Source organism: Veillonella sp. DNF00869 (assembly GCF_001553345.1).
Taxonomy (GTDB): Bacteria; Bacillota; Negativicutes; order Veillonellales; family Veillonellaceae; genus F0422.
Genome location: NZ_KQ960749.1, coordinates 1 through 23,231, shown reverse-complemented (window position 1 = coordinate 23,231; position 23,231 = coordinate 1). Strand labels below are relative to the sequence as shown.

Sequence of the window (23,231 nt, the reverse complement as noted above, 5' to 3'; positions counted from 1 at the left end):
TACATATAGCTATGAAGGACCTATGGAGTTAGGTTCTGTCATAGCTCATCAATGTGGTGCAGTGGGATTGTTTTCATCGAAAGACAACCCTGACTTTATTATATATGTATCGGATATTAGGGAATCTGGCTCTAGTCCTTATGTACAAGGTCTATTTCCCATAGAGTATAGGCAAAATGAGTCTACTCCGAGTGTGTTAGTACAATTTGGGGATATTATCAGTGAACTAGAGGCAGATACTGATGGTACACAGTTGATAGTACAGTTGTTCTGCCATACTAGAGTACAAGAAGAGCTATTGGAGACTGGTATACAGAGACCATCAGAGTTATACGCAGACTATCTTCATATATGGTCTATTTCTGGAAAAGACACTGTGGAAGGTCGGAAACTGATAGGCAGAGAAGTCTTATCAAAGCTTAGACGTATATTGGGTGTGAGGACTAGTTTATGGGGCACTTTAGTAGGCGTACGGCCTACTAAGTTGACCCATAAACTATGGGACTCCTTAGGTGATTTAGAGAAGGTTCGGCAAGAACTGGAAAGTATCCATAGTATTAGCCATGTGAAGTGGAAATTATTAGAGCAAGTGGCAGTACTGGAACGCCCGTATGTAGCACATGTACAACAATCTCCTAAGGAGATTAGTTTGTATAGTGGCATTCCTTTCTGTGAAACTCATTGCACCTATTGTTCCTTTCCCTATGGACTCATTCAAAACTATGGAAAGATACAGGACTTTGTGGATGTCTATCATCGTGATATAGAACACTTGAAAAGACTTGTTAAAACATATGGTTTAGAGGTACAATCGTTATACATGGGTGGAGGAACTCCAACCAGTTTAGGAGATGGAGACTTTCACCATATTGTGCATGCATTGGGAGATGTGATTCCAAAGGGCCGTGAGTTTACTGTAGAAGCCGGGCGTCCTGACTCATTGAATGCTAACAAGGTTCAATCTATTGTAGATGCGGGTGTTACTAGGATTAGCTTGAATCCCCAAACGATGCAGGATGATTTGTTGCGTATCATTGGCCGTGGTCATAGCGTTGCAGAATTTTTATCTATCTATGAGTATGTGGAGAGCCACACAAATTGTTCTATCAATATGGATTTTATTGCAGGATTACCACGTCAAACAGTAAAAAGTATGGAAGAGAATGTGCAATACATTGAGCAGTTACGTCCTCACAATGTAACTGTCCATACCTTAGCGTTGAAAAAAGGTAGTCCTTTATATGGGAGTAGCTTTGCCAAAGAGATTCCTTCTGAGGATATGGTCCAAACTATGTTAGATGAAACCCATGAAGCATTATTGCAATTAGGATATATACCATACTATATGTATCGTCAACAATACATGGTGGGGCAAATGGAGAACATTGGCTACACCTTGCCAAACTATGAAAGCATTTATAATATACAAATGATAGAAGAACGTCAGTCCATACTTTCCATAGGACCAGGTAGTGTCTCTAAATGGATAGATGGTGCTGATTTTAGGCAACAAAAACAATACATGCCGAAAGATGTAGATACGTATATTCAAGATATACAACGACTATTAGAGAAACGTACTTTACTAAGTAATAAACATTGGAGGGACAGCTAGTGGCTATTCAAAAACCAAGAGGGACACAAGATTTATTGCCGAGTGTTCTTGGAAATTGGTACTATATTGAAAATACCATTCGTCGATTATGTAAGACCTATGGATTTGAAGAAGTTCGTACGCCTATGTTTGAAGAAACAGGCTTATTTTTACGCGGTATTGGGGAAACTACAGATATCGTACAAAAAGAAATGTATTCCTTTCCTACAGGAGATAAAAAAGATCAATCCTATACATTGCGTCCAGAAGGAACTGCTTCTGCGGTGCGTGCGTATTTAGAAAATAAAATTTATGGACAAGAATCGATTACAAAGTGGTTCTATATTGGCCCTATGTTCCGTCACGATAAGCCGCAAGCTGGTCGCTATCGTCAATTCCATCAATTTGGGGTAGAATTATTGGGTACACAAGCTCCAAGTGCTGATGCGGAATGTATCTCTTTGGTGTTACAATTATTGCGTGACCTAGGTTTAAAAGATTTGAATGTAGAAGTAAACTCTGTAGGTTGTCCAACGTGTCGTCCTGCGTATAGAGAGAAATTAATTGCTTTCTTTGAACCAAAAAAAGAAGAACTATGTGAACTGTGTCAAAGCCGCTTATACAAGAATCCATTGCGTATCCTTGATTGTAAAGAAGAAAAGTGCCAACAATTGGCAGTAGGGGTTCCGGAGTTAAGTGATAATTTATGTGAAGAGTGTCAAGATCATTTCCATCATGTGAAAGAATACTTAACAGCAGCTGGCGAGAAATTCAGTTTAAATCCACGCTTGGTTCGTGGGTTAGACTATTACACGAAAACTGCTTTTGAAGTACAGTATACTCCATTGGGGTCTCAAAGTGCTGTTGCTGGTGGTGGTCGTTATGATGGTCTAGTAGAAGAACTAGATGGACCACATACACCTGCGGTAGGCTTTGCGATGGGTATGGAACGGTTATTGTTGGCTCTAGAAAAACAAGGCTTATTACCAGAACCAACACAAGAAGATTCCGTCTTCGTAGTGGCATTAGGAGAAATGGCACAAAAAGAGGCTTTCAGAATTACAAATACCTTGCGTAATGCCTATGTAAAAGCAGAAATGGAAGGTTCTGGTAAATCTATGAAGAGCCAAATGAAGTATGCTAACAAAATTAACGCAAAATATGTTATTATAATTGGTGATAATGAATTAGCTGAAGGTAAGGTCATCTTAAAATATATGGATACATCTGAACAAGAAACAGTATCCTTAGCTGAGATTACAAACCGTATAACTGAGTTAGTGAAAGGAAATTAGAATGGAAACTATGAAAGGTTTACACCGTACACATCATTGTGGAACTATCGGTGCAGAACAAGTAGGAACAGAAGTGGTTCTTTGCGGTTGGGTAGAGCGCCGTCGTGATCATGGTGGATTGATTTTTATTGATTTACGTGACCGATCTGGGGTTGTGCAAATCGTGGCATCTCCTGATCATAATATGGAGTCCTTCCATAAAGCAGAAGATGTACGTAATGAATATGTATTGTGCGTACGCGGTACAATTACAGAACGTGATGCAGCGGCTGTGAATCCTAATTTACCAACTGGTAAATATGAAATGTATTGTGAAGAGTTACGTGTATTGAATGCAGCGAAAACACCTCCATTCTATATTCAAGACAATATCGATGTAGATGAAAATATTCGTTTAAAATATCGCTATTTAGATCTTCGTCGTCCAGAAATGCAAGCAAACTTGATCTTGCGTCATAAAGTGACAAAAGCGATGCGCGATTTCTTTGACAACAATGGTTTCTTAGAAATTGAAACACCAATGTTGACAAAAAGTACACCAGAAGGAGCTCGTGACTACTTAGTTCCATCTCGTGTAAATCCTGGTACATTCTATGCATTGCCACAATCTCCACAAATTTTCAAACAAATTTTGATGGTTGCTGGCTATGAAAGATATTTCCAAATTGCTCGTTGTTTCCGTGATGAAGATTTACGTGCAGACCGTCAACCTGAATTTACACAATTGGACATCGAAATGAGCTTCATGAACCAAGAGCAAATCTTGAACATGCAAGAGGAAATGATTGCCCATGTATTTAAAGCGGCACAAGATGTGGAAATTCCATTACCAATGCCTCGCATGACTTGGGATGATGCGATGAATCAATATGGTTCTGATAAACCGGATATCCGTTTTGATATGAAGTTTACAGATGTAACTGACTGTGTGCAAGATACAGAGTTCAAAGTATTCCGCTCCGTTATCGACAATGGCGGTCAAGTAAAAGGTATCGTTGTAAAAGGTTATGCAGGTATTCCACGTCGTGAATTAGATGATTTGACAAACTTCGTAGGTATCTATGGTGCCAAAGGTTTGGCTTGGGCTTGTTTCAATGAAGATGGCACAATCAAATCTCAAATCATGAAATTCTTAGGTGAAGATACTATTCGTAACATCGGTGCAAAAATGAACGCAGAGCCAGGTGACTTGGTATTGATGATTGCGGACAAACCAGCTGTGGTTGCGAAAGCTCTTGGCGAATTACGTCTTGAAATGGGTAAACGCCGCGGATTAATTGATGAAAACAAATTGGCCTTCTTGTGGGTAACTGATTTCCCTATGTTTGAATACGACGAAGAAGATAAGCGCTTTGTGGCAATGCATCATCCGTTCACATCTCCACGTGAAGAGGATATGGACTTGTTAGCCACAGATCCAGGTGCTGTAAAAGCCATCGCTTACGACATGGTATTGAATGGTGTGGAAATCGGTGGTGGTTCCATCCGTATTTATCAATCTGATGTACAAGAAAAAGTATTCAATGCGATCGGCTTAAGCACAGAAGAAAGTCGTTCTAAATTTGGCTTTATGTTAGATGCCTTTGAATACGGTGCTCCTCCACATGGTGGTTGTGCTTTCGGTTTAGACCGTTTGGTAATGTTGATGGCGAAACGTCAATCCATCCGTGATGTGATTGCATTCCCTAAAACACAAAGTGCAGCTGATTTGATGAGCCAAGCTCCATCTGAGGTAGCACCAAAACAATTGCGTGAATTACATATCAAAACAGATGTGGCAAAAGAAAAATTAGTATAATCGAATTTGTCCAATAGAAAATTGATATACTTTTAAGGAAAGGGACGGTGTATTTCTTCTTGAAATGACCGTTCCTTTCTGCTATACTATGAGTAAAGAAATTCCTGCTATGTGCGTGTTATATCGCAGTTTTGAGCCAACATTTTAACTTAGGGATTCTCACTCTTGTAAGGGCGCTCTGCCTCTACGAGGACTGTAATCTTACAAGGAGGAAACCCACCTGCCCTTGCAGGATCAAAACACGGTATGGATACGGCATAGTGGGGCTTTTATAACCGCCTTATGGTGGTTTATTTTTTTTGCATTAATAAGAACATATAGACTATATAACTGGATGCATGTATAATAATGTACAGATAATATTTGTTGTAACATCAGGTTTCTACAAGTTTGTTGCTTAACTTGATTTTGTAAACTATACAGGAATTGTTCTATACGGCTACTAAGAAGGAAGCTCGGGCATCAACTATGTATAAGTATATATGTATGTACTACTGCATGCACGGTAGTAGGTATCAATATAAGATGGTAAATATAGGGAGGTGTAAGGATGAATTTGTTTGAGAATATGGAACCAGTAGATCCATTTGAACCCTTGGCGGTCCGCATGCGACCACGTTCATTGGACCATTTCTTTGGACAAGAACAAGTAGTAGGGCCTGGAACATTTCTTCGCTCTATGATTGAAGAAGATAAGGTACCCTCCTTATTGCTATATGGGCCATCTGGGACAGGTAAGACTACGTTAGCCAAAATTATTTCGGAGCTAACTAGTAGTCGTTTTGTTATGCTTAATGCGACCAATGTGGGGATTGGTGAACTTCGAAGTACTATTGAAGAAGCGATGCGTATTCGTACATCTTTGCACCAGAGGACAATTTTATTCTTAGATGAAATTCATCGCTTCAATAAAAGTCAGCAAGATGTATTGTTGCCTTCAGTGGAAAGTGGTCAAATCATTTTAATTGGTGCCACCACAGAGAACCCTTTCTTTGAAGTGAATCGCCCTCTTTTATCTCGATTGCGCTTGCTTACTCTAGAGCGATTAGATGCTGCGGCATTAGTGGCAATCTTACGTCGTGCTTTAACAGATGAAGAGTATGGTCTAGGTAAGAAAGCGCTGATTGTGACAGACGATCTATTAGAGGATATAGGCCGATTTGTAGATGGAGATGCCCGTATGGCTTTAAATATTCTGGAGCAAGTGGGGGCTATGGTTCGATCTGGTGGAGAAATTACCATAGAAATTATAGAAAAAGTACTAGGTCGACGAGTGTATCGGTATGATAAGAAGGGGAATAATCACTATGATGTAATTTCTGCTTTCATTAAAAGTATGCGTGGCTCTGATCCAGATGCGGTGTTATATTATTTAGCTCGTATGATTGAGGCAGGAGAGGATCCTGTATTTATTGCTAGACGCATCGTTATTTGTGCAGCAGAAGATGTAGGACTAGCAGATCCACAAGCCTTGGTAGTGGCAAATGCAGCGGCCCAAGCATCTCATATGGTGGGTCTACCAGAGGCGCGCATTATATTATCAGAGGCTGCTGTATATGTAGCTTTAGCACCTAAGAGCAATAGTACCTACCTAGGAATTGATGCAGCTATCCATGTGGTGCGCCATAAGGAGCAAGGTGAGGTGCCGAAACATTTACGAGATGCTCATTATGGAGGTGCTAAACAATTAGGACATGGAGTTGGCTATCGCTATGCACAGGATTATCCTAATGGTTATGTGGAGCAACAGTATTTACCAGATACCTTAGTAGGTGAGACATTCTATACCCCTTTAGAACGGGGTTGTGAAGGGGAAATTGTGAAAGCTTGGAAAACACGTAAAGGATAAGGTTATTTTCTTGTGAGAAGGCTCAGCTTTGAGAATATTCGATATACTTTCATAGGTGAAAATGGTATAATAAAGTGCTAAGGTATATGATAGAAACAGAGTTTTGGAGTGGAAGATGGCAGAGGAAAAGAAAGGTAAGGCCCCAAGAAGGGGACAAAAGATACAATCGAAACGTTCTACGCCTCTTAAAGAAGATAAACGAGGTAGCACTAGGGGAACTAAAGCAGAGCCTAAGGGAATTCGCACTGAGGTGAAAGGCTTACTTCTCATGTGTTTTGCTATATTAGCACTTGTAGGTATGGCCGGCATTGAACTGGGAGCCTTAGGAAGTATTATCAGTGGTATTTTCTCTTATGGTTTTGGCCTAGGTGGTTGGGTTGTAGCTATATGGGTTCTATACAATGGCTGGTGCTGGCTTTATAAAGGGGCATTGGCATCAATTACAAGAAAAGGATTGCTATATACAGCGTTATTACTAGTTGTATTAGTGCAACTGGTACTGTGGAATGTCGATAATGGAGATGAATTAGGAACTACAACATTAGCAAATAATGGCGGTGTACTAGGTGGTTTATTAGGAGTCTTTTTAAGAAATTTATTAGGGAATATTGGCGGCATTTTAGTGACATCCATTCTTGGTCTTGCTTGTGTATTGGGGATTACAAAATTATCCCTCCGTGAAGGCTTGCATAAAGCGAAGGATAAGGCTAGTGTGGGGCTCGAAATAGCGCAAGAAAAAGCAACAGAAACAGCTAGTGCCATTCGTGAACAAGTACATGAATGGCGTGAAGAACGTCGTAAGGCCTATGATCGTGAAAAAGACACTAGGTATCCTAAAATAGAAGAGGATATGTTTGATATAGAATTGGAATCTGATGTTGATGTAATTACCGAAAAAACTGGTGCTGAATCTACTGAAAAAGCGATTGAGGAAGTTCAGAGAACACAGGTATCAAACCTAGAAGAAACGGTAAACCCCACACCAGAGGAAGAAGTAATCGCTTCCAATGCACAGATGGAAGCAGATTTTACTGAAATGGAAGAATATAATACTACACATAACCATATTCCAGAGCCAGAACTATTTGAAGATGAGATAGTGACTAGTACTTCTATGGTGGAGGCACTAGAGAATTCTCCAGTGGTAGATCGAGCAGAGGAATCTATCACAGACGATGCTTCTTTACAGGATATAGGGCAAGATAGGGAGACCACAGATGTGGACGAAGACTCTTATGTACCAGAAGAGTCTATAAATTTAGAACCTATAAAACCTCCATCATTTTTGCAAACTACTAATTATGTAGGATCCTTGGTAGAAGTACCAACCATTGAAACTACGAAAGAAGATACTGCAGCAGTAGCTGTGAACACGGATGGTGTGGCGCGTCCTAGGACGATAGAAAAGCCTTATCAATATCCTCCGTTGACGATGCTTTCACAGGGGAAATCCAATCCTGTGACCAGTGAAGAAGTGGCTCATAATGCAGTCTTACTAGAAGAAACATTAGATAATTTTGGTATTACCGCAAAAGTGGTGAATGCCACACAAGGCCCAACGGTAACACGGTATGAATTAGAACCTGCGAAAGGGACAAAAGTAAGCCGAATTATGGGTTTACAAGATGATTTAAAAATGAGCTTGGCAGCCGTTGATATTCGTATGGAAGCACCTATACCAGGAAAGTCTGCAGTAGGCATTGAAATTCCTAATAAAAATGTGTCTGCTGTTCATTTACGAGATGTATTGGACTGTGAAGAGTTCCAACAAGCGAGTGGTGGTATTCCGGTAGGACTTGGTAAAGATATTGCAGACATGCCGGTTATTACGGACTTGGCTAAAATGCCACATCTATTGGTGGCTGGATCCACGGGGTCTGGTAAATCTGTTTGTGTCAATACATTGATCTCTAGCATCTTGTTTAGTCGTAAGCCAGATGAAGTGAAACTGATTTTGGTGGACCCTAAAATGGTAGAGTTATCCGTGTATAACGGTATTCCACACTTGATGTTGCCAGTGGTAACAGATATGAATAAAGCAGCTGCTGTATTACGATGGGCAGTTCGTGAAATGGATGCCCGCTATATGACATTAGCCACAGCAGGCGTGCGTAATGTGGCTAGCTATAATAAGCAAAATCCAACCAAATCGATGCCTCTCATTTTAATTATTATCGATGAGTTAGCTGATTTGATGATGACCAATCCAGATGTGGAAGAATCCATTGACCGATTAGCCGCAAAAGCACGTGCCGCAGGGATTCATATGGTATTGGCAACGCAACGTCCATCGGTGGATGTGATTACAGGCAAAATTAAAGCTAATGTGCCAAGTCGTATTGCTTTCACAGTGGCTACTCAAATTGATTCTCGCACCATTCTGGACCAAGCAGGAGCAGAACGTCTATTAGGTCGTGGCGATATGTTATTTAATCCTATAGGAGCGAATAAACCAATTCGTATTCAAGGGGCCTTCATTTCTGATGAAGAAGTGGAAGAATTGATTGCTTTTGTCAAAGGACAAGGTCAGCCAGAATATGATGAAGTGATGATGGCAGAAACAGATAAAGGTGCTGAAAGTTCTGATGCCGTTGGCAGTGATGAGGAACAAGATGAATTGTTGGAACGAGCTGTACAAATTGTACTAGAACAACGTAGTGCGTCAGCCTCTATTTTGCAACGTAGATTGCGAGTTGGTTTTTCTAGAGCCGGTCGTTTAATTGATACCATGCAAGATATGAAAATTATTGGTCCTCCTACGAATAGTAGTAAAGGTCGCGATATTTTAATGGGAGAAGATCAAATTAGAGAACTATATTTCCCAAATTTTACAGTAGATTAGAGTAGTGTGCCATTTGCGTTATGTAGATGGCACCTATATGTATAGGAGGTTCTATGGCATCGATTGGCGAGGAACTTAGACGTGAGCGTCAACGACGCGGATTAACATTAGAACAAATTGAAGATGTATTACATATAAAAGTAGCTTACCTACATGCCTTGGAGCATGATGAGTTTAGTCGTATTCCAGGTAGTGTGTACACCAAAGGGTTCATTAAAAACTATAGTGAACTACTGGGCTTAGATAGTCGTCGATTGGTGGATACTTTTAAAAATAGAATGGGTGAATCCTTGACGATTCCCAAACGCAGAATGGTATCAAAAGAACAAGAGAAGGCTGATGCCTTTCGAGAACAGGAATTGATTGAGGCGCCGAAACAAAGGTTAACCTATGAAAGTCGTAAGGCAAAACGACAAAAAACGATGATGATAGAACGATTTGTAGTAGGTGGTATTTTGCTGTTGATTATTCTGTTTTTAGGTTGGCTATTTTTCGTGTAACACAGTATAAGGAATACAATGAAAGAACAATATTTAATTACTACAAAAGCAGAAATGGACGAACGAGGGTGGGCTGAACTTGATTTTGTCATTATCAGCGGAGATGCCTATGTGGATCATCCTTCCTTCGCACCTACTGTAATTGGTAGATTATTAGAGTCCTATGGATATCGAGTCGGTATCATAGCTCAGCCAGACTGGAACGATGTGAATGCCTTTAAGGTTTTGGGAAAGCCTCGATTGGCATCCTTAGTGACAGCAGGTAATTTAGACAGTATGCTCAATAAATTTACAGCAGCCAAGAAACATCGCCGTGATGATGGGTACTCTCCAGGTGGTGAATCTGGGCGACGCCCAGACCGAGCTACGGTGGTGTATGCGAATCGTATGCGAGAGGCTTTTAAAGGGGTTCCTGTTGTTATTGGTGGCATTGAAGCTAGTTTGCGACGATTTGCCCATTATGATTATTGGTCCGATACGGTGCGACGCTCTATTTTGATGGATAGTAAGGCAGATGTTCTTATCTATGGTATGGGAGAAAAGCAAATCCGTGAAATCGCCGAAGCCTTAGATAAAGACCAATTACAAAAACGATTACCTGCCATCAAAGGGATTTGTTATGTTGCCAACACCGTGCCAGAGAATGCTATTGAATCCCCATCTTACGAAGCTATATCAGCAGACAAAGAAATCTTTGCTAAAGCCTTTAAAATGCAATTTGATGAGCAAGATCCACACTATGGGAAAACAGTGGCACAAGGGCATGGTAATCGGTATATAGTACAGAATAGTCCAGCCTTGCCATTAACACAGGAAGAGATGGACCATGTCTATAGTTTACCTTATACGAGAAAATGGCATCCTATGTATGATGCGGCTGGTGGAGTACCTGCCTTAGCAGAAGTACAGTTCAGTATTACTAGCCATCGTGGTTGTTTTGGTAGTTGTTCTTTCTGTGCTATTACAAGCCATCAAGGACGAATTATTCAAAATCGTAGTCATCAGTCGATTTTGGATGAGGCTCACCGCATGACTACCATGGATGGGTTTAAAGGGTATATTCACGATGTAGGAGGACCTACGGCAAACTTCCGTCATGTTGCTTGCGATAAACAGTTAAAAGTAGGTGCCTGTAAGGGGAAAACATGTGCTGCGCCCAAAGCATGCCCTCAGTTAAATACAAATCATGATGACTATGTGAGCATTTTGCGAAAAGTACGTAATGTAAAAGGCGTAAAAAAAGTGTTTGTTCGCTCTGGGTTACGGTACGACTATGTATTGGACAATAATAACAAAGACTTCGTTCGAGAATTGTGCGAACATCACGTGAGTGGTCAATTAAAAGTTGCTCCTGAACATGTATCCGAGCATGTAACGACCATCATGGGGAAAGCCAATAAAAGTTACTTCTTAAAATTTAAATCTTGGTTTGATGAGGCGAATCGTAAATTAGGTAAACAACAATTTTTGGTGCCTTATTTTATGAGTTCGCATCCAGGCTGTACATTAGAAGATGCTATTGAATTGGCAGAATTTTTGCGAGATCAAAATATGACGCCAGAACAAGTGCAAGATTTTATTCCTACCCCAGGTAGCTTATCGACTGCCATGTATTACACAGGAATCAATCCCCTTACAGGTGAGCCTGTGTATGTGGCTAAAAAAGGCAGAGATAAAGCTATGCAACGAGCCTTGATGCAATATAAACGAGAAGATAATTACGAATTAGTAAAAGAAGCCTTAATCAAAGCAAATCGCAGAGATTTAATCGGTTTTGGACCATTATGCTTAATTCCTCCGCGATGTATAAAACGGAATGCACCAAAATCTGATAATACTAGAACTTCAGTTAAGGGTGGAGTGAAACCAACAGGTAGAGGAAAAGGATCTATGCAAGGGGAAGGACGTACAAATAGTGGTTCTAAAACTGGTATAGGAAATCGAAAAAATAAAGGCATGAAAAAAAGGAATTTTGGTTAGGTATCTCTAATAGGTAAAGGAGGTGAATCTATGAAACGGTTACGATTGCTTATGGTGTATGTACTGGTAGTAGTAGGTATGTTTAGTGTAGGCTTGTGGCTTAATGATATGAAACAAGATCAAGTGGATCAACGTGTGATTTCTACAAGAGCAGAAATTACTATCTATACAGATGGGGACCTTGAAGTCATGACGGCTATAGGACAGGCCTATGAAAGAGAGGCACAAGTAAGAGTACATGTTATTCCCATACCGCAGAATCAAATGGGTACACGGTTAGCTTTGCCAGAAGCAGAGCAACAAGGGGATCTTGTGATTTCTACAAAATCCAATCTCAGTGAAGGGGTTGAGCATGGAGCCTTTCGTAGATTGCCAATTACTTTAACGTATTCGGTAGATACAGTATTCCACGGTCCGGATGAGCAATGGGTAGGGATATGGTATGATCCTTATGTCTTAGCCTTACACGATACCTTCTATAGTAGTCAGGGAAAATATGTAAACACTTGGTTTTCCTTAGCTTATACGGGCCCATGGCGCATAGCGGTCACTGATTTTGTAGCCGATGCATCGGCCACTACTTTATTGAATAGTTTTGGTGCTATCTATGGACTAGATGGTGCCATCTCCTATTTTGATAGTTTGCGACCGCGTATTGTACAGTATGCAAAAGCTTTGCCATCTTCAGTGCGCATGGCTGCTATTGGAGATGTACAGGTCAGTGTAGGACATTATTCGGATGCCAAATTATATGAGGTTCATAAATATCCTTTGACGATTTTATATCCTAGGGAAGGTACTCCTTATGATTTGATGGGTGTAGGGATTCTAAAAGGATCCAGTAATGTTGGTGAAAGTGAAGCGTTTGTGAGTTGGTTACTTTCAGAACGGGTACAAGCTGTATTGAAAGAGGGGGATAGGTATTATTTGCCAACCAGAGAAACGGTGGAATCTCATAAAGACCGACAGGGCAATCATCTTGTGTTATGGAATGCAGGGATTGTGAAAGAAGAGCAAGATAAGATATTACAAGAATGGATACGACAAGTGCGTTTTAGAAAGGATACACCATGAGTAAGTTGTTAGGTTATATTAGTTTAGGTTGCGCCAAGAATTTGGTGGATACAGAGGTGATGTTAGGAGCTTTACAAGATAATGGCTATGAAATTACAGAAGAGTTAGAAAAAGCAGAAATTATTATTATCAACACATGCACATTTATCGAGAAAGCAAAAGAAGAATCGATCAATACTATATTAGAGGCTGGTCAATATAAACAATATGGAGACTGTAAAGGTCTTATCGTAGCGGGCTGTTTAAGTCAGCAATACCAAGAAGAATTGTTTACTGAAATTCCAGAAATTGATGCCCTCATTGGAACAGGATCTTGGAATCGTATCATGGAAGCTGTGGAGGCCATTCAACAAGGTCAACGTATTTGTATCATGGATAGTATGACAAATATGTATGATGAAGGCATGCCACGGATGATGACGACACCAGACTATAGTGCATATGTAAAAATTTCTGAAGGATGTAATAATGGATGTACATTCTGTATCATTCCAAAAGTACGTGGGGCCTATCGCAGTCGATCTATGGAGTCTATTGAACGAGAAGTACAACAGCTTGCAGAAGCAGGTGTGAAAGAAGTAGTATTAATTGCCCAAGATACTACCTACTATGGCGCAGATTTGAACAATGGTACACCGTTACTTTCAGAGTTATTGAAACGATTGGCGAAGATTGAAGGTATCGAATGGATTCGCATGTTGTACTTGTATCCAAAACACTTCTCTGATGAATTGCTAGAAACAATCATGACAGAACCAAAGGTGTGCAAGTATATCGATATGCCGCTACAACATATTAATAATACTGTGTTACAACGTATGAACCGTAAGGATACGCGAGAAAATATTGTAGCCTTGTTGCATAAAATCCGCAATCGCAGCGAGCATATTACATTGCGCACATCCCTTATTGTAGGCTTCCCTGGAGAAACAGAAGAACAATTCCAAGAATTGGCAGATTTTGTCAAAGATATTCGATTTGATCACATGGGTGTATTTACGTACTCTCAAGAGGATGGTACACCAGCAGGTCTGATGGATGACCAAATTCCTGAAGAAGTGAAAGAAGAACGATACCATACATTAATGGCTATTCAAGCACAAGTTTCAGAGGAACATAATCGTGATCTAGAGGGAACGATCCATCAAGGCCTAATTGAAGCTATCGATGAAGTAGAGCCGGGAAAATTTTTGGCTCGTGGACGTTTGCAAATGCAGGCTCCAGATGTAGATGGTAACATGTATGTAGAAGATGTAACAGGACTTTCTGAAGGCGATATTGTGACTGTAAAAGTATCACAAGGTTTCGCTTATGACGTGGTAGTAGAAACTATATAGGATGGTGATAGCATGATCGTAGAATTAATCTCTACAGGATCAGAATTATTACTAGGACATATTGTCAATACAAATGTGAAATGGCTCAGCGAAGAACTGAACAATCGAGGCTATTCTGTGACATATCAAACGACGGTGGGGGATAATCCTGAGCGTATGAAAGAGGTATTTCAACGAGCAGGGAAGCGAGCAGATATTGTGATCAGTTCTGGAGGCTTAGGTGCTACCCAAGGAGACATAACTAGAAAATCCTTGGCAGATGCGCTAGGATTACCTTTGGTATTTCACGAAGAAGCAGGTCGTGAGGTAGATTCTTTTTATGAGAAACAAGGACGGGTGAAACCTTACGCATCTGACCGAGATCGGTATTTGCCAGAAGGGGCAAAGGTACTACATAATCCAGTAGGTGTGGCACCGGCAGTGGTAGTGGAACAGGATGATACGGTATATGTATTGTTACCAGGTCCTCCATCAGAATTACAAGGAACTTTTATAGAAAGTGTGACCCCCTTTTTAGAGCAACGTTTTGGACAGCAAGGGATGATTTATTCTGAACGGTATGCTGTGTATGGATATCGTGAAATGCAACTAGAGACTCTATTGCAAGACTTGATTCAGAATCAGCAGAACCCAACTATAGCATTATTGATCAAACCAGGATACATTGAAATTCGCTTAACTGCAAAAGGCGAATCAAAAGTAGACTGTCAGGAGAAATTAGGTCCATGGAGGTCTATCCTATTAGAACGCTTGGAAGATATCCGTAGTTTAGATGCATCGGTGTTGGAAGACTTTCACAAGGTGGCTCTAACAACAGGTGTTACCATAGGGACGGCTGAATCTTGTACAGGTGGCCTAGTAGGAAAAATGTTGACTGACTTAGGTGGTAGCAGTGGATATTATCAGGGTGGTATTATTTCCTATGCAAATGCGGTGAAAGAACAAGTATTAGGTGTATCACCAGAGACATTGGCAACATATGGTGCTGTCAGTGAAGAAACAGCTAAGGAAATGGTAGAAGGTGTATTTCGTGTATTACGTACAGACTATGCCATTGCGACCACAGGGATAGCAGGTCCAGGTGGTGGCAGTCAAGAAAAACCAGTAGGTCTTGTATATATTGGTATAGGTACACCACGAAGAATAACTGTATATAAAGAGATATTTATAGGGGATCGTACTAGTATCCGTAAGAGTGTAGCGGAACGAGCGATTCAATATGTATATAAAGAATTAATAGAAAGGTAGAACAATGGCAAAGGATAAAGCAAAAGAAGCAGCAATTGATATGAAAAGCGGATCTCAAGAAGATCGTATGAGAGCTTTAGAAGGGGCTTTAAAACAAATTGAAAAAGACTTTGGTCAAGGCGCGATCATGCGCATGGGTGAAGCGGCGGATAAAATGAACATTGAAGTCATTTCTACAGGCGTATTGGCCTTGGATTTGGCAGTTGGTGTAGGTGGGTTTCCACGGGGCCGTATTATTGAAATTTATGGACCAGAATCTTCTGGTAAAACTACGGTGGCTTTACATGCAGCAGCAGAAGCACAACGTAATGGTGGCGTTGTTGCCTTCATCGATGCGGAACATGCCTTAGACCCTGTATATGCGAAAAAATTAGGCGTAGACATCAATAGCTTGTTGATTTCCCAACCAGATAATGGTGAACAAGGCTTAGAAATTACAGAGGCTTTGGTTCGCTCTGGGGCAGTAGACTTAATCGTTGTGGACTCCGTAGCGGCCTTAACACCTAAAGTAGAGATTGATGGTGAAATGACAGATGCTCACGTTGGGGTACATGCGCGTTTGATGAGTAAAGCATTACGTAAATTAACAAGCTCCATCAGTAAAACTAGAACAGTTATTATCTTTATTAACCAATTGCGTGAAAAAGTGGGCGTTATGTTTGGTAACCCAGAAACAACTACAGGTGGCCGTGCTTTAAAATTCTACTCTACGATTCGTTTAGATGTACGCAAAGGGGAAGCGTTGACTTCTGCTAAAGAACATGTCGGTAACCGTACAAAAGTAAAAGTTGTGAAAAATAAAGTAGCCCCTCCATTCAAAGTAGCAGAATTTGATTTGATGTTTGGGGAAGGTGTTTCTTATGAAGGTACCTTAATTGACATCGGTGCGAATATTGAAGTGATCAAAAAGTCTGGTGCTTGGTATTCCTATAATGGAGAGCGTATGGGTCAAGGTAAAGAGGCTGCCAAAGTATTCTTGAAGGAAAACCCTCAAATTGCTCAAGAAATTGATGCTATCATTCGTGATACATTAGCAGCAGAACCATTGAATGTACTTGGTCATGATGAAGAAGTGGATGAAGTAGCAACTACTGAAACTGTGGATATGGAATAATGGTATTTCGTACATCGAAAGAAGAGGAGTGGACATTTGCATCAGCTATGGAGCAAGCTTTGCGCTTATTAGGACCACGGTCCTTAAGTACCTTAGAGCTACGGCGTAAATTGTCTCAACGGTCTGTGCCTAGTGAGTTAATACACGATGTAGAAGAAAAACTTCTATCCTTATCGTACTTAGACGATGAAGAATTGTCGGAAGAAGCGTTGCGTGCCTATATGGAGGCAGAAAAGCATAGTACCTATTACATTCGTGAAAAAATGCGCGAACGAGGTCTTACTGTATCTTATGTATTAGATGACTATGATGAATGGTCGGTAGCGGTAAAACTATTAGAGCAACGATTTCACATATCCGATGAGGAGCGGTTAGCAGCTATCGAAGAGGGTGAAGAAGATAAGTTTAGCAAGAAAAAAATAATTTATTTTTTGAAGAATCGTGGATTCGCTGTGAGCACAATTCAATCTATCTGTTATGAATGGGGCCCCTACTTAGAGTAGGGGCTTTGTCTTGACATTCCACGGTGTATGAACTAAAATTAAAATAGCCTTAATAATAAGCAAAATAAAATTTAAAAGCAAAATGGGCGAGAAACCGGGGAAGCGGATGTATCGACTTCTCCTTTTTTTATGCAAGTGGGAGGTGAACACGATTTTAGAATACAGCATTATTGCCGTAGTCATGGTATTAATTGGTCTTGGAGTAGGCTATTTATTGCGTCGCAATATTGCAGAAGGTAAGCTAAACAAAGCGGAAACAGAAGCTGCACGTATTGTTGCTGATGGCGAGCGCTTAGCGGAGTCTAAGAAAAAAGAAGCGTTACTGGAAGCAAAAGAAGAAATTCATAAATTGCGTGCTGATGTTGATAAAGAAAATCGGGATAGACGTAATGAATTACAACGTCTTGAACGACGGATTTTACAAAAAGAAGAGCAATTAGACAAAAAACTAGACAGTATTGAACGCAAAGAGGAGTCCTTGCACCACAAGGAACGCAATCTAGAAAAAGCGGAAGAAAAAATTGAGGTATTGCATCAACAACAAATGGAAGAGTTAGAACGAATTTCTAGCTTAACCTTTGATGAAGCAAAACAAATTTTATTGACAAAAGTAGAACAAGAGATTCGTCACGACACTGCTGTGATGCTTAAAGATCTTGAGCAACAAGCAAAAGAAGAGGCGGAAAAGAATGCCAGAGAAATTATTTCTATGGCCATTCAACGATGTGCAGCTGACCATGTAGCAGAATCTACAGTGTCTGTGGTGACATTGCCAAATGATGAGATGAAAGGCCGTATTATCGGTCGTGAAGGCCGTAATATTCGCGCTTTAGAAACGCTAACGGGTATCGACTTAATTATTGATGATACACCAGAAGCAGTTATTTTATCCGGATTTGATCCAATTCGTCGCGAAGTAGCACGAATTGCCTTAGAAAAACTCATTGTAGATGGACGTATCCATCCAGCTCGTATCGAGGAAATGGTTGAAAAAGCACGCCGTGAGGTGGAAACAACTATAAAAGAAGCGGGCGAGCAAGCTACTTTTGAAGCAGATGTACATGGCTTACATCCAGAAGTGATTCGTATTTTAGGTAGACTAAAATATCGTACTAGTTATGGACAGAATGTACTAAAACATTCTGTAGAAGTATCTCATTTAGCAGGTATGATGGCAGCGGAATTAGGCTGCGATGTAGTACTGGCTAAACGAGGCGGTTTATTACATGATTTAGGCAAAGCCTTAACACATGAAATTGAAGGATCTCACGTGGAAATTGGCGTAGATCTTGCTAAAAAATATCATGAAAGCGCATTGGTACAAAATTGTATTGGCGCTCATCATGGTGATGAAGAGTTTAAATCTGTAGAGGCTGTATTGGTAGCGGCAGCAGATGCTATTTCTGCAGCACGACCAGGAGCTAGACGCGAAACATTAGAAAATTATTTAAAACGATTATCTAAGTTGGAAGAAATCGCTGAATCTTTTGAAGGCGTTGAAAAATGCTTTGCTATCCAAGCAGGTCGAGAGATTCGCGTTATGGTAAAACCAGATAAAGTGGATGATGTGGAAGCGAACTTGTTGGTACGTGACATCATTAAACGAATCGAAAATGAATTAGAATATCCAGGACAAATTAAAGTTGTGGTTATTCGTGAAACACGAGTCGTAGATTACGCGAAAAAATAGTCTACATAAGTGGTTGGAGCAGCCTTTGGCTGCTCTAACTTCTTTTTTTTCACACTATATATGAATTGCATATATAGTGTGAAGAAAAAGAAAGTATCTGTAAGTAGGAGTTTTTTTATTTGTGTAGAATAGTATAGATAGAGAACGTATATATAATTTATACTTTTTAGTAAATACACTGTAGTGCATAGCTTAGGAGAATGACATGAGCAAGTTTTTTGATGATGATATAATTGAACAAGTCAAAGATGCCAATGACATTGTGTCTGTCATTTCTGAGCATATTCCATTAAAGAAGAAAGGGAAAAACTATTGGGGTTGTTGTCCATTTCATAATGAAAAGACACCTTCTTTTAGCGTGACCCCTGAAAAGGGCTTTTTTTATTGTTTTGGTTGCCGAGAATCGGGGAATGTTATCAGTTTTTTAATGAAATATGATAATTTAACGTTTCCAGAAGCGATAGAAAGATTAGCTAATCGTGCTAACATTGCTTTGCCAGAGCGGACCGTATCATCAGCAGAACGAAAACGTATGGCCCGTATGGAATCTATGTATGAAGTGAATGAACTAGCTACAAATTTCTTTCATAATTGTTTAGTAAAAACAGAGTTAGGAAAACAGGGTTTAGACTATTTGCTAAAACGAGGTCTATCCATGGAGACTATAACAAAGTTTCGCTTAGGTTTTGCTCCAGATGGATGGGATAAGTTATACAGTGCCTTTATTGGACGTGGAGTGGACCCTAATTTGTTATTAGAGTTAGGGCTATGCCGTAAAAATGAGCAAGGTAAAATATACGATTATTTTAGAAAACGTGTGATGTTTCCTATCATGGATGGAAAGGGGCGTGTGTTAGGCTTCGGTGGTCGTGTTCTTGACGACAGTAATCCGAAATATTTGAACTCCCCAGAAACGGAAATATTTAATAAAGGACATTTATTATTTGCCTTTTATCAATCCTACCGTAGCATTCGTGAAAAGAAACAAGCAGTCCTTGTAGAGGGGTATATGGATGTACTGAGTTGTCATAATGCAGGCATTACGAATGTAGTGGCATCGTTGGGTACGGCCTATACGAAAGACCATGGTAGGCTATTAATGCGTCAAGCAGAGGAAGTTGTTCTTGCCTATGATATGGACGGAGCTGGTCGTACAGCGGCTAAGCGTGCTATCGAATTATTGCAAAATACAGAATTTTCTGTTAAGGTAGTATCTATGCCTGATGGAAAGGATCCAGATGATTTTATCAAAAATCACGGTTCTGAAGCATGGCAAGAATTGGTGGATACATCGCCAAGAGATTTTGAGTTTTTACTAAATGAAAGCTTACGTCGTCACGATACTAATTCGGTAGAAGGAAAGCGATCTGTTTTGGGAGATATGTTCCCCTTTATTGCGGGCCATGAAAGTCAAGTGCGACGTGATGAATATTTAAAAGCTATGGCATTACCTTTATGGTTAGATGTGAGTACCATTATTACTTACTTTAGACAGTTTCTTCGACAAGGAAATATAGAATTAAAACAGCAGGATCTTAATGTGCCTAAGGAACATTTCACAGATGAAGAAGAATTGCTGTACTGGGTAGGTAAGGATAATACTATTTATACCTTAGTGAGCCAATATATAGGAGTAGAAGATATATCGCATCCTATGTATCGCGTCTATTATGAAAAGATTGGTGACTTGGTAACTAGAGGTGAAACATTGTCGGACATCCTTTTAGAAGGAGCTTTAGATGCAGAATCTTGGCATATGTTTGGCAAATGGTCGGTCTTAATTGACCGTGAAATGAATGAGGAATTATTGCACAATTTAATTCGAAGTGTGCGATTAAAATCCCTTCGCAATCAATATAAGGAACATAGTCGATTGGCAGACCAATTAAGTAGAGCTAATGATCCTAGATTTATAGAAGAGTTACGAATGTGTCAGGATTTACAAGAATTGATTAAACAGTGGTCTTGATGTAGTGAAAGGAAGAGCACAGTGGCAAAGAAGAAAAAAGAATCGCAAGTGCAAGAAATTATCGCGGTTTTATTAGAAGATGCGAAACGAGAAGGCGTCATTACAGCTAAGAAAATTTCTGATGCACTTTCAGAACAAATGGGAGTAACAGCAGAGCAGCTTGATAGTATGTATGCAACATTTAATAATTTAAATATTGAAGTTATTCCTGACGATGAACATGCTTCTGAAAGTGACTTGCATCTACATGATGAATTAGTAGATAAGGATATAGAAGTCGATGTCGATGTAGATGTAGATGTAGATGTGGAACATTTAACTAGTGACATCGATATTGCTACGGAAGAAGATGATGAAGAAAAAGAGATTAATCTTGATTTATCTATTCCTGAGGGGATGAATATTGATGATCCAGTGCGTATGTATTTAAAAGAAATTGGACGTGTTCCATTGCTATCTGGTGACGAAGAAATCATTTTGGCACAACAAATTGAGGCAGGTAATCAAGAAGGAGCTACCTATAAAGAAGTTCGTTTAGGTAGTAGCGCGAAACAGAAATTAATTGATGCTAACTTGCGTCTTGTAGTAAGTATTGCAAAACGCTATGTAGGCCGTGGTATGTTGTTCTTGGATTTAATTCAAGAAGGCAATTTGGGGCTTATTAAAGCAGTAGATAAATTTGACTATACAAAGGGATATAAATTTTCTACCTATGCCACATGGTGGATTCGCCAAGCCATTACAAGGGCGATTGCTGACCAAGCTAGAACCATTCGAATTCCAGTACATATGGTAGAAACGATTAATAAATTAGTACGTATTCAGCGTCAATTATTACAAGACTTAGGCCGTGAACCAAGTCCAGAAGAAATTGCTGAAGGTATGGGTATTACAGTGGAGCGTGTTCGAGAAATTCAAAAAATTTCTCAAGAGCCAGTCTCTTTAGAAACGCCAATTGGGGAAGAAGAAGACTCCCATTTAGGAGATTTCTTAGAAGATAAAGATGCGATAGCTCCAGATGATGCGGCTAGCTTTATTTTGTTGCGAGAACAAATTGTTGAAGTATTTAGTTGCTTAACAGATCGAGAACAACAAGTGTTAGAATTACGCTTTGGTTTAAAAGATGGCAAGCCACGTACATTGGAAGAAGTTGGTCAATTCTTTAATGTGACACGGGAACGGATTCGTCAAATTGAAGGAAAAGCTTTGACAAAACTGCGAAATCGTGGGAAACGAGATAAAATTAAAGACTTTTTATAATGCCTAATATTAAGTAATAGTAGTTAGTATTGTAGGTAGGGATTGAAGCTAATTGTGAAATAATTATGCTGTTATAGTCTTACGTATTAAAATAATGAACCTAGGGGGAAGTTGATATGTTTTGTTCAACTTCCCTTTGATGTATTTGATGGTATTAATAGTAAATATCTTTTTTTAGAGTAAAATAAAATGGTGATATACTTATAAAGAGAAACTTTATAAAAAATACTTGCTATTTAATAATTGTGTGGTATAATTTATGTATAAATAATCATAAGTAGTGAATATATTTTGGGAGGTAATTATGATTAGCATGAAAAAACTAGGTCTTATCCTATGTACAGCTGTTCTTAGTGTAGGTTTGCTAGCTGGTTGTGGTAGTGATAAAAAAGAAGCACAGTTAACACAAACAGCAGGGGTGTTGAAAGTTGGTTCTGAAACCACATTCCCTCCATTTGAATTTGCAGAAGAAAATACTAATAAATATATTGGTTTTGATGTAGATTTAAGTGAAGAAGTAGCCAAACGGTTAGGCTTAAAATTAGAGTTTGTCAGCATGGGATTCGATGCGTTGATTCCTGCTACACAATCTGGCAATATCGATATGATTGCAGCTGGTATTAATGCAACTCCAGAACGTGAAAAAGCATTAGCATTCTCTGAGCCATACTTCAAAGAAGGCGGTTTCATCACTATCGTTCGTAAAGATAATACGGATATCAAAAAAATGGACGACCTTACTAATAAACGTGTAGGGGTTCAAATTGGTACAGTACCTGTGGAAATGGCAAAAGCAATCCCTGGTACAGATGTAAAAGAAATGGATTCTAATAGCAATATCTTCATGGCATTACAAGCAGGTACGATTGATGGTGCTATCATTGACCAAGCAGTGGCTATGTATTACTTGAAACAAGGTGCAGATAAAGATCTTAAATTGGTAGGAGAAGGCACAGATGCTCCTCCATTCGTATTAGGATTCAATAAATCTAACACAGCATTACGTGACAAAGTTAATGAAGCTTTGAAAGCAATGCGTGAAGATGGAACATATCAAAAAATTTACTCCAAATGGTTCGCAAAATAGTTCTGCTATGTAGCCTTGTGGTATTCCTAGACGGGTAGGCAAAGGGAAGAGCACGACACACTCCTCCGCAAACTGATACAGTGGTTAGGTT

The 23,231-nt window shown here is 39.7% G+C and carries 16 protein-coding genes and 1 other RNA gene; all 17 read left to right on the top strand.

Features of this window, described 5'->3' with window-relative positions:
* The first annotated feature begins 22 nt into the window (after window positions 1–22).
* Window positions 23–1,615, top strand: coding sequence for a coproporphyrinogen dehydrogenase HemZ (hemZ, locus tag HMPREF3032_RS00245; RefSeq protein ID WP_062401172.1), 1,593 nt, complete (start codon window positions 23–25; stop codon window positions 1,613–1,615).
* A complete protein-coding gene (gene hisS, locus HMPREF3032_RS00240; protein WP_009352959.1) occupies window positions 1,615–2,889 on the top strand; it encodes a histidine--tRNA ligase in 1,275 nt (424 codons plus the stop codon). Before hemZ ends, hisS begins: the two co-directional genes overlap by 1 nt.
* Before the next feature lies 1 nt (window position 2,890).
* Window positions 2,891–4,687 carry an aspartate--tRNA ligase gene (gene aspS / locus HMPREF3032_RS00235; RefSeq protein ID WP_062400964.1) on the top strand — a complete coding sequence of 599 codons (1,797 nt, stop codon included), beginning with the start codon at window positions 2,891–2,893 and terminating at the stop codon, window positions 4,685–4,687.
* Between the two features lie 98 nt (window positions 4,688–4,785).
* Window positions 4,786–4,958, top strand: a non-coding RNA gene (gene ssrS, locus HMPREF3032_RS00230) — 6S RNA.
* 279 nt (window positions 4,959–5,237) lie between these two features.
* Entirely contained in the window at window positions 5,238–6,536 is a 1,299-nt protein-coding gene (locus HMPREF3032_RS00225; RefSeq protein ID WP_062400962.1) for a replication-associated recombination protein A, read from the top strand.
* 115 nt (window positions 6,537–6,651) lie between these two features.
* Window positions 6,652–9,378, top strand: coding sequence for a DNA translocase FtsK (locus HMPREF3032_RS00220; RefSeq protein WP_062400960.1), 2,727 nt, complete (start codon window positions 6,652–6,654; stop codon window positions 9,376–9,378).
* A 53-nt stretch (window positions 9,379–9,431) separates the two neighbouring features.
* Complete coding sequence (locus tag HMPREF3032_RS00215) at window positions 9,432–9,878, top strand: helix-turn-helix domain-containing protein (RefSeq protein ID WP_062400958.1); 447 nt, start codon at window positions 9,432–9,434, stop codon at window positions 9,876–9,878.
* Window positions 9,879–9,896: 18 nt separating this feature from the next.
* Complete coding sequence (locus HMPREF3032_RS00210) at window positions 9,897–11,858, top strand: YgiQ family radical SAM protein (protein ID WP_062400956.1); 1,962 nt, start codon at window positions 9,897–9,899, stop codon at window positions 11,856–11,858.
* A 30-nt stretch (window positions 11,859–11,888) separates the two neighbouring features.
* Window positions 11,889–12,932, top strand: coding sequence for an ABC transporter substrate-binding protein (locus tag HMPREF3032_RS00205; RefSeq protein ID WP_062400954.1), 1,044 nt, complete (start codon window positions 11,889–11,891; stop codon window positions 12,930–12,932).
* Window positions 12,929–14,269 carry a 30S ribosomal protein S12 methylthiotransferase RimO gene (rimO, locus tag HMPREF3032_RS00200; protein ID WP_009352872.1) on the top strand — a complete coding sequence of 447 codons (1,341 nt, stop codon included), beginning with the start codon at window positions 12,929–12,931 and terminating at the stop codon, window positions 14,267–14,269. The genes HMPREF3032_RS00205 and rimO overlap by 4 nt, the downstream gene beginning before the upstream one ends.
* A gap of 12 nt (window positions 14,270–14,281) precedes the next feature.
* Window positions 14,282–15,517 carry a competence/damage-inducible protein A gene (locus HMPREF3032_RS00195; RefSeq protein WP_062400952.1) on the top strand — a complete coding sequence of 412 codons (1,236 nt, stop codon included), beginning with the start codon at window positions 14,282–14,284 and terminating at the stop codon, window positions 15,515–15,517.
* Between the two features lie 4 nt (window positions 15,518–15,521).
* The gene (gene recA / locus HMPREF3032_RS00190; protein WP_369813334.1) at window positions 15,522–16,631 is read left to right on the top strand and encodes a recombinase RecA; all 1,110 of its coding nucleotides are present in this window, start codon (window positions 15,522–15,524) and stop codon (window positions 16,629–16,631) included.
* Window positions 16,631–17,134 carry a regulatory protein RecX gene (locus tag HMPREF3032_RS00185; RefSeq protein WP_062400949.1) on the top strand — a complete coding sequence of 168 codons (504 nt, stop codon included), beginning with the start codon at window positions 16,631–16,633 and terminating at the stop codon, window positions 17,132–17,134. Before recA ends, HMPREF3032_RS00185 begins: the two co-directional genes overlap by 1 nt.
* A 106-nt stretch (window positions 17,135–17,240) precedes the next feature.
* A complete protein-coding gene (gene rny, locus HMPREF3032_RS00180) occupies window positions 17,241–18,824 on the top strand; it encodes a ribonuclease Y (protein WP_369813333.1) in 1,584 nt (527 codons plus the stop codon).
* Window positions 18,825–19,029: 205 nt separating this feature from the next.
* Entirely contained in the window at window positions 19,030–20,793 is a 1,764-nt protein-coding gene (gene dnaG, locus HMPREF3032_RS00175; protein WP_062400948.1) for a DNA primase, read from the top strand.
* Window positions 20,794–20,814: 21 nt separating this feature from the next.
* Window positions 20,815–22,053 carry an RNA polymerase sigma factor RpoD gene (rpoD, locus tag HMPREF3032_RS00170; RefSeq protein ID WP_062400946.1) on the top strand — a complete coding sequence of 413 codons (1,239 nt, stop codon included), beginning with the start codon at window positions 20,815–20,817 and terminating at the stop codon, window positions 22,051–22,053.
* Between the two features lie 304 nt (window positions 22,054–22,357).
* A complete protein-coding gene (locus tag HMPREF3032_RS00165) occupies window positions 22,358–23,140 on the top strand; it encodes a basic amino acid ABC transporter substrate-binding protein (protein ID WP_009352866.1) in 783 nt (260 codons plus the stop codon).
* Window positions 23,141–23,231: the final 91 nt, after the last annotated feature.

Coding starts and splice junctions, on each gene's coding strand:
- hemZ (WP_062401172.1), top strand. CDS start 23: ATGGAGTTAGGTTCTGTCATAGCTCATCAATGTGGTGCAGTGGGATTG.
- aspS (WP_062400964.1), top strand. CDS start 2,891: ATGGAAACTATGAAAGGTTTACACCGTACACATCATTGTGGAACTATC.
- HMPREF3032_RS00225 (WP_062400962.1), top strand. CDS start 5,238: ATGAATTTGTTTGAGAATATGGAACCAGTAGATCCATTTGAACCCTTG.
- HMPREF3032_RS00220 (WP_062400960.1), top strand. CDS start 6,652: ATGGCAGAGGAAAAGAAAGGTAAGGCCCCAAGAAGGGGACAAAAGATA.
- HMPREF3032_RS00215 (WP_062400958.1), top strand. CDS start 9,432: ATGGCATCGATTGGCGAGGAACTTAGACGTGAGCGTCAACGACGCGGA.
- HMPREF3032_RS00210 (WP_062400956.1), top strand. CDS start 9,897: ATGAAAGAACAATATTTAATTACTACAAAAGCAGAAATGGACGAACGA.
- HMPREF3032_RS00205 (WP_062400954.1), top strand. CDS start 11,889: ATGAAACGGTTACGATTGCTTATGGTGTATGTACTGGTAGTAGTAGGT.
- rimO (WP_009352872.1), top strand. CDS start 12,929: ATGAGTAAGTTGTTAGGTTATATTAGTTTAGGTTGCGCCAAGAATTTG.
- HMPREF3032_RS00195 (WP_062400952.1), top strand. CDS start 14,282: ATGATCGTAGAATTAATCTCTACAGGATCAGAATTATTACTAGGACAT.
- recA (WP_369813334.1), top strand. CDS start 15,522: ATGGCAAAGGATAAAGCAAAAGAAGCAGCAATTGATATGAAAAGCGGA.
- HMPREF3032_RS00185 (WP_062400949.1), top strand. CDS start 16,631: ATGGTATTTCGTACATCGAAAGAAGAGGAGTGGACATTTGCATCAGCT.
- rny (WP_369813333.1), top strand. CDS start 17,241: ATGTATCGACTTCTCCTTTTTTTATGCAAGTGGGAGGTGAACACGATT.
- dnaG (WP_062400948.1), top strand. CDS start 19,030: ATGAGCAAGTTTTTTGATGATGATATAATTGAACAAGTCAAAGATGCC.
- HMPREF3032_RS00165 (WP_009352866.1), top strand. CDS start 22,358: ATGATTAGCATGAAAAAACTAGGTCTTATCCTATGTACAGCTGTTCTT.